Genomic DNA, 13,021 nt, shown 5'->3' with positions numbered 1-13,021 from the left:
GCAACTGATATCTATTGTCACAGCTGCACCATTGTGCACTAACAGGGAGAACATAGTGCTGCAACGACGAACAATTCGCACCACAACCTCGCGCCCCTTGTGGGCATTTCTTCTGTCGACCGCGCTCATCGCATCCGCTGCGGTTGGCGTTCAGAACGGGATCACCAAGACCCAATCGGCCGGCATCGAGCCAGTGTCCGCATCCATGGAGACCGCTTCCTTTGGCGACGGCGCCACCGTCGTTGTCAATGACCCTGCTGTAGCCGGCCAAGGCGGCGAAAGCGGACCTCGCGCGGTGAAGGAATTCACTCGCGACAAGGAATTCTCCATGTTCGCCCTCACCTGGAACGGCGAGAAGGACGTCACCGCCCACTTCCGTGGCCAGCGTGCCGACGGCACCTGGACGCAATGGTTCCAGGCCGAACCAGCTTCCAAAGTTCAGTCCGCCGGCAAGAACGGCACGGAGCTCATCTACATCGAGCCAACTACCCGTGTCCAGGTATCCCTGCTCGGTGTTGACCTGACTGCTGCACCTGAAGCCCCAGCACCAGCTCCAGCGCCAGCACCGGCTGCAGCAGCCCCTGCGGCCGAGGCGCCCGCTCCAGCAGCGCCGGTGGCTGATGCAGCCCCTGCAGCTGCGCCAGCAGCTGTTGCTCCGGTCGTCGATAAGCCTGCACTTGCTCCCCTGCCGACCAACTACGGCGAGATCAAGCCCGTCGCCGACGTCGCCGAGACCGGCCTGGAGGCCGTGTTCATTGACGGCGGCACCAGCAACGTCAGCGCCGGCATCGACTTGGCTGCTGACTCCGACGGCATGCCACCAATCATCTCCCGCTCGGGATGGGGCGCCGACGAGTCCATCCGACAGAACTGCCAGCCGACGCCGGACTATTCCGATCAGGTCAGCGCAATCACCATCCACCACACCGCCGGTTCGAACAACTACTCGGAGGCACAGTCCGCTGGCATCGTCCGCGGCATCTACCAGTACCACGGTGTCAACCTCGGCTGGTGCGATGTCGGATACCAGTCCCTGGTGGACAAGTACGGCAACATTTTCGAAGGCCGCTACGGCGGAATCAACAAGCCGGTCATGGGCGCACACGCCGGTGGCTTCAACGAGAACACCTGGGCAATCTCCATGCTCGGCGACTACTCCGTGGCGCAAACCACCCCAGCGATGATCCAGTCCGTCGGCGAACTCGCTGGCTGGCGCCTCCGGATCGCAGGCGTAAACCCTAAGGGCACCGATGTGCACTACTCCGAGGGCACCAGCTACTCCAAGTACGCCTACGGCGCAGCAGTGACCCTGCCGAACATCTTCGCCCACCGTGACGTCGGCACCACCACCTGCCCAGGCGACTACGGCTACGCCCAGATGGGTCGTATCCGCGACATCGCCATGAACAAGTACAACGGCATTTCTGCGGGCAGCCCGACCACGAAGACGACCACGTCCAAGACCACCACCACAACCAAGGCTCCGGTCGACAACAACCCTGCGCCAGCACCCGCTCCAGCACCTGAACCTGCACCAGCTCCTGCCCCGGCACCTACTCAGGGCGGAAACACTGTTGGTGATCTGCTGCAGACCCTGAGCTCAGCTGGCAACGGTGACCAGAACTCCCTGATGAGCATTGTCGGTGGCCTGGCAGCCCTGGTGTTTACCTACCTAGCCAGCCAGGGCAAACTGCCAACCGGCATCACCGTCGAAGGCGGCGCCCCGAAGATCGGCGGCCTGAAGATCTCTGACATCCCGGGCAAGATCGACCAGGCACAAGCCCTGTCCTCCGACCCAGATGTCGCCGCTGTGGCACAGCTGGTGAAGGAAAACTACGGCGCAGTCCTCGGCGAGTCCAAGGGCCCAGTCCAGTACGCGGCTAACGCACAGAACCCAGTGACCTTTGAGGCTTACGACAAGGGCGCCATCGTCAAGTCCCCAGCCACCGGCGCACACGCCGTGTGGGGACCAATCGGTGACACCTGGGCCCAGCAAGGCCTCGACGGCGGCCCACTCGGCCTGCCGCTGAACGAAGAGTACAACTGGCAGGGCCTGAAGCGCGTCGACTTCCAGCATGGCTTCATCACCCTGGATCCAGCCACTGGCCTGACGCAGATTCACATGTAATACTCCGCAAAAAAAATCTAGCCCGGTTCTGGAACTTTCAAGCAGTAGAAAGTTTCGGAGCCGGGCTATTTTTCGCGGTAGGTGACGGTAGGTACTAGAACCAGCGCTCGAGGACTGCTGCAATGCCGCCCTCATTGTTGGACAGTGTCACTTCGTCTGCAGCAGCCTTCACTTCCGGCCGGGCGTTGGCCATGGCCACACCAAGGCCAGCCCACTGAAGCATTTCAATGTCGTTTGGCATGTCACCGAAAGCAACCACATCCCCTGGACCTGCACCGATGCGAGAGGCAAGGAACTGCACTCCCCTCGCCTTGGTCACTCCGGGGGCAGCGACTTCGATCAGCCCATCGGGCACGGAAAACGTCACATGAGCCAGATCTGCCGGGATGCGCGGGGCCACCAGGTCAAAGATCTGCGCGGACGTAAGGTGCTCATTTCGGACCAAAAGTTTGATGGCGGGCTGGGCGATCAGTTCATCAAGCGGAACCATGCCATTGTCCTCGGAAAACCAAGCCGGAACGTAATTCGGCGACACCAGAAACAGCTCGTTTTCCGGCGCCCAGGCAGACTCCCCCGCCCGCTCTACCGCGAAGCCAGCCCCGCCGTGCGGAGCCAAAACTTCTTCCGCAATGTCAGCCACTGCGCGCAGCGCCTCTGGAGCTAAATTCTGCACGTCAAGCATCGTGTCAGTGGCAGCATCGTAAACAATCGCCCCGTTGGCGCACACGCACACCGGCTTCAGCGCCAACTGGCTCAAGACGGGGTGGATCCAACGTGGCGGCCGGCCGGTAGACAGTGCGAACACTGTCCCCGCAGTAATGGCACGACGAACTGCGGCCCGCACGACGGTCGGGATGCGCTCCCGGTCGTCGATAAGCGTGCCATCAACGTCGCTGGCGATCAGCAGCGGCGGCTCACCGATCACGTCGCGCTTCAATCGCCGTGGTCACGCGCGCCTTCATCCGGCCGAACCAGCCGCGGGAGCGCAGGACATCCATGGCCTTACGATCAGCGCGCATGTCCAGGCGACGCAGCTTTTCGGCGCGCTTGTGCTCGCGGGCGGCTTGTCGACGCTCCTTCTCCTCCAACGCCAGCAGCGCAGCGCGCTCAGGATTTGGCGCGCTTCCGCCCATGGACTCAGGACGCCATGGCAATCCCGGACCGAAGGGGCCGAAGGCGGCGTCGTACTTGGTGCGGACATCGCGAAGCATCGCGATCATCGTGGTGTGCAGCAGGTCGGTATCAACGTCAGGATCACCGATGAGCTCTAGAGGCTTACCAACCTGGACCAAAATCGGAACGTTTGGATGGACGACATCCTTCGGAATGTCCTTCGTCCAAATACGCTGGGAACCCCACAAGATCAGCGGGATCAGCGGGGCATCGGCAGCAGCGGCGATACGGGCGGCACCTGTCTTAAGCTCCTTGATCTCGAAGCTGCGGGACACCGTCGCCTCGGGGAAGATACCGACCAAATTGCCAGCGCGAAGCTTCTCCACCGCCAGATCGAAGGATTCTGCCCCTGCGGAACGGTCAACGCTGATGTGGCGCATCTTGCGCATCATCCAGCCGACTACCGGGGTATCGAATATCTCCTTCTTGGCCATGAAACGGACCAACCGGCCGCCCCGCATCTTCGCAGGCACACCGCTCAAGATGAAGTCGAAATAGCCCGTGTGGTTGACAGCGATCAACGCCGCACCCTCGGCCGGGATGTTCTCGGCACCCTCGATGTAGACCTTGATGCCCTGAGCACGCAGCATTTGGGCGACCAACTTAATGATCGCGCCGTAAAACGGCTCCGATGCCTCCGCGTGCTTGGCAGGCTCAGAATAACCTTTGGGCAGGTAGATGGCACCGTGGCGACGAAAATCCTTGAGATTCATGGCTCTACTTAATCGGCTCGAGTACTTCCTTGCCCACGTATGGGCGCAATGCTTCCGGGACCACGACGGAACCGTCAGCCTGCTGATTGTTTTCCAGGATCGCTACCAGCCAACGGGTGGTAGCCAGGGTGCCGTTCAGGGTTGCGGCGATCTGCGCCTTGCCCTCGTCATCGCGGTAGCGAACCTGCAGGCGACGGGCCTGGAAAGTGGTGCAGTTCGAGGTAGAGGTCAGCTCGCGGTAGGTTCCCTGCGTCGGGACCCACGCTTCGGTATCAAACTTGCGTGCCGCGGAGGAACCGAGGTCACCGCCAGCGATATCGATGATGCGGTACGGCACCTGAACGGCAGCGAGCATATCGCGCTCCATGTTCAGCAGCTTCTGGTGCTCCGCCACCGCTTCTTCCGGCTTGCAGTAGGAGAACATCTCCAGCTTGTCGAACTGGTGCACGCGCAGAATTCCGCGGGTGTCCTTGCCGTGGGAGCCAGCTTCGCGACGGAAGCAGCTAGACCAACCTGCATAGCGCTTCGGCCCCTGGGATAGATCAATAATCTCGCCCTGGTGGTAGCCAGCCAACGCGACTTCAGAGGTGCCGACGAGGTACAACTCATCCTTTTCCAGGTAGTAAATCTCATCGGCATGCTGGCCGAGGAAGCCGGTTCCCTGCATCACCTCTGGGCGCACGAGTACTGGCGGGATCATCAGCTGGAAGCCATTGGCAATCGCCTTCTGCGCAGCCAGGTTCAGCATGCCGAGCTGCAGCATCGCGCCGTAGCCGGTGAGGAAGTAGAAACGAGCGCCAGAGATCTTTGCGCCGCGTTCCATGTCAATCAAGCCGAGGGACTCGCCGAGCTCCAGGTGATCCTTTGGCTCGAAATCGAACTTGGTTGGCTCACCGATCGTCTCGAGCACCACAAAGTCATCCTCGCCACCTGCAGGGGCGCCGACGACCACGTTCGACAGCTGCATTTGCAGGTCGTAGACCTTCTGCTCTGCCGCGTTCTGCGCAGCCTCAGCTTCCTTAACCTTGGCCTTCAGCTCGTTGGAACCCTCCAGCAGCGCTGGACGCTCCTCCGGAGACGCCTGGCCGATTTTCTTGCCAAACGCCTTCTGCTCAGCGCGGAGCTGGTCAGCCTGCAAGATCGCCTGACGACGCTCCTCATCAGCAGCGATGAGCTTATCGACAAGCTCAGGATCCTCCCCACGGGTGACCTGGGAAGCACGCACGACATCAGGGTTTTCACGAAGGAATTTGAGATCAATCACGAAGTCAACACTAGCGCATGGGCATTGCTTTTGGAGGGGCTACCTGGGTAGTTGACACTTCGGTTCTGTTGGATGCGCAATGGGTTCGTCCTCGGGCGAAGGTTTGGAACAGCTGGGTAAACCTGGACTACTGGGCGAGGTTTACCCACCAATCCAACACTAAATCGGCCCAATCGCTGGGTAAACCTGGGTGACGGGATGAGGTTTACCCACCACCCCCTTAGAAGCAGTGCTCCAATAATGAAAATTCACCCGCTCCACCAAATTTCATTCACAGTAGTTAAAACAAGCCCCAGAGTGTGACGGGTGGGAATGAAATCCTGCCCGACTAGCCAAATTTCATCCGGCACCAACTGGCCGCCAATACACTGTGACGATCACCTCACCACCCCGTTCGGTGGTCATAACCAGTAGCGCGTATGGTTAGAAGTATGACTGGCCTCAGCAGTGCCTCCGGCTTACCCGTCACCACACTTGACGACCCTTCCAAGCCCAAGCATGCCCAACTCCGGGAGATCCTCGAGGAGCTATGCACGACGAAGCTCTCACCTGGGGACATGCTTCCAGGCGAGCGAGTTTTAGAGGAGACCTATGGCGTCTCACGCATTACTGTGCGACGCGCTATCGGTGACCTAGTCGCCAGCGGGGTCCTAAAACGCGCCCGTGGCAAAGGTACCTTTGTAGCGCCGAGTCCACTGGTATCACGTCTGCACCTAGCCTCGTTTTCCCAGGAAATGGAAGCGCAGCAGCTGCAGTCGAGTAGCAAGATTCTGTTGTCTGCGCGGGCGACAGCGCCGGCCACCATCGCAGAGTTTTTCCATTCCGCCGCAACACATACCCATCTCAGGAGGCTGCGTCTGGGCAACGGCGTCCCCTACGCCATCGACGATGCCTGGTATAACTCCGCGTTCGTCCCTGACCTGCTAGAAAACGATGTCTACAATTCGGTGTACGCGATCCTTGGCACCGAGTACAACGTGCCGATCACCGATGCGATCCAGACCGCTACTGCTGTCAACGCCACTTCCGAAACGGCAGAGCTGCTCGACGTTGAGCCTGGTACTGCACTACTGAAGATCGTGCGCCAGTCCCAGTCGAACGGCTTGCCCGTGGAATGGTGCAGTTCGCTCTACCGAACCGATCGCTACACACTTAAAACGCATGTAACTCGTGCCGCTCTGTGACTTTGAGCCTGGTTTTAGGCACAATGAGAACAAATGACTAGACACAATTCTTGGCGAAGCTCCACGGCCGTGCGCTCTGCGCTGGTCGCGGCACTCGTCGCTGGCAGTGGCATCGGTGGTTATTCCTACCAGACCGAGCAAGCAACAAGTGGGGGCGGCAATGGGACGTCGACAAGCGGAGGCGAAACCACACTGCAGGCCGCACCCTTTACCACTGCGGACACCGGCAACTGTCTGACCTGGGATATTGCCGAAGACGGGACGTTTACCAACTTCGGTCAAACCGACTGCGCCGGCGAGCACCGCTACGAGGTCGCCTCCCGTGAAAACCTGGCCGCGTACCCGTCATCTGAGTTCGGGCCAAAGGCACCAGCACCGGACATCACGCGTCAGGCGCAGCTTCGCGAAGAATTGTGCAAAGGCCCCACCATGGAATACCTAAAGGGCCAGTTCGATCCACTCGGACGCTACTCCATCGCCCCGATCCTGCCTCCTGCCGAAGCGTGGAACGCGGGCGACCGCACCATGCTCTGCGGTGTCCAGGTCGCCGGCGACAACGGCATCCCAATGAAGACCTCCGGCCGCGCCACCGAGCAAGACCAGTCACGCGCACACGCCGCCGGCACCTGCGTGCTTGTCGACGCCTCCGGTTCCACCCGCACGGTTGACTGCGCGCAAGATCACTCGTTTGAAGTCACTAAGGAAGTGAACCTCAAGGAGCACTTCCCTGAGGGTGTCCCGACTGTCGAAGATCAGGACAAGTTCCTGCAGCAAGAATGCACTGTGGCGGCCCAGAGCTTCCTCGGTGGCGACGAGGCTCTCTATAACTCCACCCTGCAGCCGTTCTGGACCACCATCAATACCAACTCGTGGATCGGCGGCTCACACACCGTGAACTGCGCGCTCTTCAAGCCCAACCGGGCAGGCAGCTTCTCTGTCCTCGCAGGCTCCGCCAAGGGACCATTCACTATCGACGGTGCTGCACCGCCACCTCAGCCAACCCGAAATCCGCTCCGCCAGCCATGATTTCGGTCAGCGAAGAACGCTTTGAGGAGCTCGTGGACCTCGGACTTGCCAAAGTCCCACCCGAGCTCCTCAGCAGGCTTCAAAACGCGGTGATCCTGATTGAGGACTACCACCCCGACGGCCCCCACATCCTTGGCCTCTACGAAGGCGTTGCACTCCCCGACCGCACCGCGGATTACTCAGCGCACCTGCCCGATGCCATCTGGATCTACCGAGGTGCACTACAGGACTACTGTCGCACCGAAGAACAACTCGTCGAGCAAGTCAAAATTACCGTCATCCACGAAATCGGCCACTATTTCGGGCTCGATGACGAGGAACTCCACCGCTTAGGCTGGGGCTAAGTACTTACAGCTGAACTGCGGAGTCTGCCCAGCGCTCGACCTTCCACTGCCCGAATGGTTTGTCCTGTGGGTTCAGGATGACGAATCGGCAGTTGGGAAGGTACGCACCAAAGGCGAAGTCGGGGTCCACGCCACAGGCGTGGGTGGAGACGACGCGGATGGCAGCGCCGTGGGAAACGACAATGGCATCCTCGTCTTCGCCCAGATCAGCCACTACCGATTCGAGAACGGGCTGGTATCGCTCGAGGACTTCGAGGTAGTTTTCGCCACTGTCCAGGCGGGCGTCGGCATCACCATCGAGCCAGCCGCGGAAGGCATCGGTGTACAGGGCGGCGGCTTCTTCACCTTGCGCGCCCTGAAGTTCACCGGCCGAGATTTCGTGTATGCCCGTGCGGACGTCGATATGCATGCTGTCCTTGGGCAGGCTGGCGGCGCGTTCCAGCGAGGCTGCGACATGAACAGCGGTCTGTTGAGCGCGGATCGCGATGGAAGAAATCAGCGTGCTGATGCGGCCGAAGTTACCGTGACCAATGCCGCACAGCTCGGCGAGTTCGAGGCCGACAGTGGTGGCTTGTTCTCGACCAAGGTCGGTTAGTTCAGCGCCGGGTGGTCGGGTGTCGAGGATGCGCTGCAGGTTGGAATAGGTTTGGCCGTGGCGCAGAAGGATGATGCGTCCCATTAATAGTCTCCGGTTCGAAGTTGTTTTACATAGGTATCAGCGGCGGCGATTCGCGCGAGGACATCCGTGCCAGTATCGCCCGCCGGTTCGGTGGCTGCAGGCCAAGAGCCGAGGAAGTGCATGTGTTCGGCGTGCAGATACAGGGCGCGGAGTGCTTCGGCGACGGGGATGTCATCGATATGCCCCTTGAGGTCGGCGTAGAAGCGGTAGGTGCCAAAGTTGGTGCGCGTCGGGCGGGATTCGATGCGGGTGAGGTCCACGCCGCGCAGTGCGAACTCGTTGAGTGCGCGCGCGAGCGATCCCGGCTCGTTGGGCAGGGTAAAGGCGACAGAGGTGCGGTCATTGCCGGTGCGCGCGGTGGGCTTGCCACGCTTGCCGACGACCACGAATCGCGTACGCGCTCCCTTCACATCAGCGATATCCTGTGCCACCGTTTCGAGCCCGTACAGTTCCGCCGCCCGGGCCGGGGCCGCAGCGTAGTCCGCTTCCCCCTCAGCCACCATGCGAGCCGCGTCAGCGTTAGAGCTGGCCGGCACGAACTTGATCCCAGGAAGGTTTTCGCCGACCCAGCCCTTGACCTGCTGCCAGGCGACCGGGTGCGTGGCAAACGTCTTGGTTCCCGAATCACCTCGGCGCAGCACAGAAAACGCCACCTCGATATCGGTTTCCCGATAGATCTGGGTGGTGTCGTCGCTGGCCAGCGCGTCAAAAGTCGGGGTGACGGGCCCGTCGACCGAGTTCTCGATAGCCACGACCGCGAAGTCAGTACCTGCCGCGATAGCTTCAGCGGGGCTGCCTACTGGCACCAGCTCCGCATCCGGCATCAGGCGCAACGCAGCCATTTCAGTGAAGGTACCCTTGGGACCGAGGTAGGCAACGGTAATGCTCATATTTACCTACCCTAGTCTGGATATATGTTTGAGGAGTTCCTTTCCCGCGTTAGTGCGCTCACCCCAGCTGAGTCCGGGTTCGTGCACGTCACCGACACGCTGCCGCCGCTTATCGACGGCCCTTTAAACGGCCTCCTCCTCCCCATCAAAGACTTGATGCCCGTCTCCGGCATGCCCACTGCCTATGGCTCTATAACCCGGCAAGTGGTGGAACCCTCGGATCCGTTTGTATTGTCGCTGGTCGCGCGCGGGGCGCGGATCGTGGGCAAGACCGCCACGAGTGAGCTCGGTATGACCGCATACACCGAACCGGTTGGAATGCCTGCCGTGGATAATCCGGTATGGCCTGGGCATACGCCCGGCGGATCTTCCGGTGGCGCCGCCGTCGCCGTCGCCCGGGACCTGGTGCGCATCGCCCACGCCTCCGACGGCGGCGGTTCCATCCGAGTTCCAGCAGCGGCCTGTGGGGTGGTCGGATTCAAACCACCCCACAACAATGCCGGTGGCAAACTCACCGCGCAGGGATTTATCACAAAGACGGTGGCCGATCAGGCCATGATGCACGCTGTTCCATTGCAAGCACGCCCACTGCGGGTCGGCGTGCTCTTCGAGCCGTTGCACGGTGACGGCACTGTCGCCCCGGAATGGCTCAACGCCTGTGTGGAAGCCGCGAACGCACTTTCTGACCTGGGCCACGACGTGGTCGACGTCAGTCCGGCCTACGACCAGACCTACTTCCAGGCCTTCGAAACCATGCTGTCAGGCATGTGCCGGAAGATTGAGGGCGAGGCCAGCCCGATTGTCGAGTGGTTGCGGAGCGAAGGGCAGGCGTTGACCGCTGGTGAGCAGGGGATGGCCGTCGAAAAGTGCATGTCCTTGGGCGACGTAGTGCGGCGGGCCTGGGACATCGACATCCTGCTCACGCCGACCTTAGCGTTTGATCCGCCGAAGATTGGACATTTCTCGGCGCTGCCGCCGCGGGAGGACTTTGACGAGCAAACCCGCTGGACACCGTGGTGCACCCTGTTTAACATCACGGGATGGGCGGGCATTTCGATCCCGTTCGGCGGACGGTCCATTCACTTGGGCGCGATTCGGGCGTCCGTGCCGGAGCTGCTCGCGCTCGCGGAGGAACTTCATGGCTCCTAGGATTCGCCGGGAGATCGGGATCGTCCTTTTGATCACCTTCGGGATGAGCGGCATTCGTTCCATTCTCCGGCTGGTGGATTCGCTATTAGCAGGGCCGCTGAACGAGCAGTCAGTGACCCTAAACAAGCCAATGGCACAGTCTCTTTGGCTCGATTATTCCTTGCAGCTGTGTTCCGCGTTAGTGCTGGTCGGCTGGGGTCTGCTAGCGCTGTTCTTGCTGGCTGGTGACGGGATTCGATTGCCGAAGTTGCAGTGGCGGGATTGGCTCTCCGGGGCTGGTTTGGCGGCTGTCATCGGACTTCCCGGCCTGGCGTTTTACTTCGGCGCCGTGCACTTTGGCCTAACCAAGGAGGTCATCCCTTCCGCTTTTGAATCTTGGTGGGGCGTGCCGGTTCTACTCGTCTGGTCCTTTGCCAACGCTTTCGGCGAGGAGGTCGTGGTGGTCGGCTGGCTGATGACCCGGCTGAAGCAACTAAAGCTTCCCCTTTGGGTGATCCTGGCCTGCACTGCAGTGCTCCGCGGTTCTTATCACCTCTACCAGGGCGTTTCCGCCGGCTTCGGCAATATCGTGATGGGCCTGGTGTACGGGTGGTTCTTCCACCGCTATGGCCGGATCTGGCCCCTCATCCTCGGACATTTCCTGATTGATGCCGTGGCGTTTGTGGGCTATCAACTGCTATAACCGGCACACCCCTTGACTCCATATCGAATTTCGATACAATGAAAGTCGATACATCGAAACTCGATATACAAGGAGCAGGACAATGGATAAGAAAACCCGCTGGGACATCAGCGCCAGCACCTTCGGCTTCGCATTCATCCTTTTGATCACCGTAATTGCCGTCTTCCGGCTGATCGCATGGCAGGAGCTCACCTCCCCGATCGGCCTACTCATGGAGGGCGTCAACAGCATCCACGTTCCGCTGGACCAGCTCAACCAAGGCCAGCTCACAATCTTCCTCATTGCCTTTGCCACCAAGACAATCGCGGCAATCACAATCTGCGTGACCTTGATGCTCGCCACCCGCGGCTTCCTAGCGAGCGACTTCTTTATCGCCAAAAACGTGCGCTACTTCAAGATTGCTTCGTGGGCAGCGCTGGCATACATCGGCGGCCAATTCTTTGAGGGCATGGGCAATAACTGGGTCTCTGCAACGCAAGGCGTCGACAATAACACCCTCCCTAACGGCATCGATGACCCCGGTTTCATCCCGATGTACATCCTCATGATGGTTTTGTCGATGATGGCGGTCGCTCTGACCCGGGCCGTCAAGCTGCAGGAAGATCAGGAGGGTTTGATCTAAATGGAGGTCACCTGCCATCTTGATCGAATCCTCGAAGAAAAAGGCATGACGTTGGCGGAGCTCGCCAAGCTTGTCGACGTCACTGCAGTCAATCTCTCGGTACTAAAGAACAACCGCGCCAAAGCCGTCCGTTTTTCCACCCTCGTCGGGCTCTGCGAAGCCCTCGACTGTCAACCAGGAGATTTGTTCAGTGTTACGTAAAATCATCCTCCCGATCTTCGCCGTCATCCTCGTCGCGATATCCACCGTCGGCTACATCTACGGCCCAGCCCTCACCGGCGTGTTCACCGCCAAGACCCGCTATCTCATCAAGCCTTCGCCACAGAAGTACGGCGCCGACGCCCTCCGAGTTATGGAATCGATGGGAATCTACGCCAACAGCGATGAGTTCAAAGCTGCTAAAAAGCAGGCGAAAGAGGACCTCAAGCAGGCCAAAAGCTACGAAGACACCTACGAGATCCTGCGCACCGCCATCAAAGTGGCTGGCGGGAAGCACTCCAACGTGATCACCCCTGAAAACAACGAGCCGAGCACGGAGGAGAATTCGGAGGCACCGGTCGTCGAAAAGCGTGGCGGAGTGGTCTACGCAAAGGTCCCCGAGCTAGGGCGTGGCGGATACGGACAAACATACGCCGACACTTTGAGCACGGGGATCCTCGACGGGCCGACCTGCGGCGCGATCGTTGACTTGCGGGGCAACGGCGGCGGAGACATGGGACCAATGCTCGCCGGCCTCTCCCCGCTCATCCCGGACGGCACCGTCCTCGAATTCGTGAGCCCATTCGGCGCCAACCCGGTCAAAGTCGAGGGCAACTCCGTCAAGGGCGGCGGCACTCCCACCACCACCTCTGGCGGCAAGCTGGATGTCCCGGTTGCCGTGCTTGTCGACGACAAAACCGCGTCCTCTGGGGAAGCAACGATGCTCGCATTCCGCGGCCTGCCCAACTCCCAGAGCTTCGGTGCCCCAACTGCCGGATTTGCCTCCGCCAACGTAGTCATCGATCTCTACGACGGCGCTGCCCTCATGCTCACCACCGCCAAGGACCGAGCACGCACCGGCGAAGAGTTCAACGAAGATCCGATCCAGCCGGATGTCCTCAGTGACGACGCCGAGAAGGAAGCTATGCAGTGGCTCGCTGAGCGCCAATGTTCCTAGTTTCTGGGCCG

14 protein-coding genes are annotated in these 13,021 nt (G+C 60.5%); 9 read left to right on the top strand and 5 right to left on the bottom strand.

From position 1 onward, the window contains the following. Positions 1-55 precede the first annotated feature (55 nt). The gene (locus CKALI_RS01040; protein WP_156191544.1) at positions 56-2,128 is read left to right on the top strand and encodes an N-acetylmuramoyl-L-alanine amidase; all 2,073 of its coding nucleotides are present in this window, start codon (positions 56-58) and stop codon (positions 2,126-2,128) included. Positions 2,129-2,222: 94 nt separating this feature from the next. Here the strand turns inward: CKALI_RS01040 and CKALI_RS01035 are convergent, their stop codons facing one another. From CKALI_RS01035 to serS, 3 genes are read right to left on the bottom strand one after another with little or no spacing between them, the layout of a single operon-like run. Beyond that, positions 2,223-3,053, bottom strand: coding sequence for an HAD family hydrolase (locus CKALI_RS01035; protein WP_407643755.1), 831 nt, complete (start codon positions 3,051-3,053; stop codon positions 2,223-2,225). Next, positions 3,043-4,014 carry a lysophospholipid acyltransferase family protein gene (locus tag CKALI_RS01030; RefSeq protein WP_156191543.1) on the bottom strand — a complete coding sequence of 324 codons (972 nt, stop codon included), beginning with the start codon at positions 4,012-4,014 and terminating at the stop codon, positions 3,043-3,045. The genes CKALI_RS01035 and CKALI_RS01030 overlap by 11 nt, the downstream gene beginning before the upstream one ends. A gap of 4 nt (positions 4,015-4,018) precedes the next feature. Beyond that, positions 4,019-5,278: a serine--tRNA ligase gene (serS, locus tag CKALI_RS01025; RefSeq protein WP_156191542.1), complete on the bottom strand. Its 1,260-nt coding sequence runs from the start codon at positions 5,276-5,278 to the stop codon at positions 4,019-4,021. A gap of 431 nt (positions 5,279-5,709) precedes the next feature. Here serS and CKALI_RS01020 point away from each other — a divergent pair, with 431 nt between their 5' ends. Genes CKALI_RS01020 through CKALI_RS01010 form a run of 3 tightly spaced genes read left to right on the top strand, consistent with a single transcriptional unit; the run spans position 5,710 to position 7,832 of the window. Continuing rightward, positions 5,710-6,462 carry a GntR family transcriptional regulator gene (locus CKALI_RS01020; RefSeq protein WP_156191541.1) on the top strand — a complete coding sequence of 251 codons (753 nt, stop codon included), beginning with the start codon at positions 5,710-5,712 and terminating at the stop codon, positions 6,460-6,462. Between the two features lie 33 nt (positions 6,463-6,495). Beyond that, a complete protein-coding gene (locus CKALI_RS01015) occupies positions 6,496-7,488 on the top strand; it encodes a septum formation family protein (RefSeq protein WP_156191540.1) in 993 nt (330 codons plus the stop codon). Next, positions 7,485-7,832, top strand: coding sequence for a metallopeptidase family protein (locus CKALI_RS01010; RefSeq protein ID WP_156191539.1), 348 nt, complete (start codon positions 7,485-7,487; stop codon positions 7,830-7,832). Before CKALI_RS01015 ends, CKALI_RS01010 begins: the two co-directional genes overlap by 4 nt. A 4-nt stretch (positions 7,833-7,836) precedes the next feature. Here the strand turns inward: CKALI_RS01010 and CKALI_RS01005 are convergent, their stop codons facing one another. Together CKALI_RS01005 and pheA are read right to left on the bottom strand one after the other, a co-directional pair. After that, positions 7,837-8,511, bottom strand: coding sequence for a histidine phosphatase family protein (locus CKALI_RS01005; protein ID WP_156191538.1), 675 nt, complete (start codon positions 8,509-8,511; stop codon positions 7,837-7,839). Next, positions 8,511-9,401, bottom strand: a complete 891-nt coding sequence (gene pheA / locus CKALI_RS01000; protein WP_156191537.1) for a prephenate dehydratase — start codon at positions 9,399-9,401, stop codon at positions 8,511-8,513. Before pheA ends, CKALI_RS01005 begins: the two co-directional genes overlap by 1 nt. 24 nt (positions 9,402-9,425) lie before the next feature. Here pheA and CKALI_RS00995 point away from each other — a divergent pair, with 24 nt between their 5' ends. The 5 genes from CKALI_RS00995 to CKALI_RS00975 all read left to right on the top strand — a co-directional run bounded on the left by CKALI_RS00995 (position 9,426) and on the right by CKALI_RS00975 (position 13,010). After that, positions 9,426-10,550 carry an amidase gene (locus tag CKALI_RS00995; RefSeq protein WP_156191536.1) on the top strand — a complete coding sequence of 375 codons (1,125 nt, stop codon included), beginning with the start codon at positions 9,426-9,428 and terminating at the stop codon, positions 10,548-10,550. Then, complete coding sequence (locus CKALI_RS00990; protein WP_156191535.1) at positions 10,540-11,232, top strand: CPBP family intramembrane glutamic endopeptidase; 693 nt, start codon at positions 10,540-10,542, stop codon at positions 11,230-11,232. Before CKALI_RS00995 ends, CKALI_RS00990 begins: the two co-directional genes overlap by 11 nt. 82 nt (positions 11,233-11,314) lie before the next feature. After that, positions 11,315-11,854, top strand: coding sequence for a hypothetical protein (locus tag CKALI_RS00985; RefSeq protein ID WP_156191534.1), 540 nt, complete (start codon positions 11,315-11,317; stop codon positions 11,852-11,854). Then, on the top strand, positions 11,855-12,055 hold the full coding sequence (locus tag CKALI_RS00980; protein WP_156191533.1) for a helix-turn-helix domain-containing protein: 201 nt from the start codon (positions 11,855-11,857) through the stop codon (positions 12,053-12,055). Further along, positions 12,045-13,010 (top strand): S41 family peptidase, encoded by a 966-nt coding sequence (locus tag CKALI_RS00975; protein WP_156191532.1) that lies wholly within the window; start codon positions 12,045-12,047, stop codon positions 13,008-13,010. Before CKALI_RS00980 ends, CKALI_RS00975 begins: the two co-directional genes overlap by 11 nt. The last annotated feature ends 11 nt before the right edge of the window (positions 13,011-13,021 follow it).

Source organism: Corynebacterium kalinowskii, from assembly GCF_009734385.1.
Lineage (GTDB): Bacteria > Actinomycetota > Actinomycetes > Mycobacteriales > Mycobacteriaceae > Corynebacterium > Corynebacterium kalinowskii.
Note: the sequence above shows the minus strand (reverse complement) of the source record. Positions and strands in the feature narration are given on the sequence as shown.

What these genes read in the sequence shown, in the direction of transcription:
- CKALI_RS01030 (WP_156191543.1), bottom strand. Translation starts at nt 4,014, where the DNA reads ATGAATCTCAAGGATTTTCGTCGCCACGGTGCCATCTACCTGCCCAAA.
- CKALI_RS01020 (WP_156191541.1), top strand. Translation starts at nt 5,710, where the DNA reads ATGACTGGCCTCAGCAGTGCCTCCGGCTTACCCGTCACCACACTTGAC.
- CKALI_RS01015 (WP_156191540.1), top strand. Translation starts at nt 6,496, where the DNA reads ATGACTAGACACAATTCTTGGCGAAGCTCCACGGCCGTGCGCTCTGCG.
- CKALI_RS01010 (WP_156191539.1), top strand. Translation starts at nt 7,485, where the DNA reads ATGATTTCGGTCAGCGAAGAACGCTTTGAGGAGCTCGTGGACCTCGGA.
- CKALI_RS01005 (WP_156191538.1), bottom strand. Translation starts at nt 8,511, where the DNA reads ATGGGACGCATCATCCTTCTGCGCCACGGCCAAACCTATTCCAACCTG.
- pheA (WP_156191537.1), bottom strand. Translation starts at nt 9,401, where the DNA reads ATGAGCATTACCGTTGCCTACCTCGGTCCCAAGGGTACCTTCACTGAA.
- CKALI_RS00995 (WP_156191536.1), top strand. Translation starts at nt 9,426, where the DNA reads ATGTTTGAGGAGTTCCTTTCCCGCGTTAGTGCGCTCACCCCAGCTGAG.
- CKALI_RS00990 (WP_156191535.1), top strand. Translation starts at nt 10,540, where the DNA reads ATGGCTCCTAGGATTCGCCGGGAGATCGGGATCGTCCTTTTGATCACC.
- CKALI_RS00985 (WP_156191534.1), top strand. Translation starts at nt 11,315, where the DNA reads ATGGATAAGAAAACCCGCTGGGACATCAGCGCCAGCACCTTCGGCTTC.
- CKALI_RS00980 (WP_156191533.1), top strand. Translation starts at nt 11,855, where the DNA reads ATGGAGGTCACCTGCCATCTTGATCGAATCCTCGAAGAAAAAGGCATG.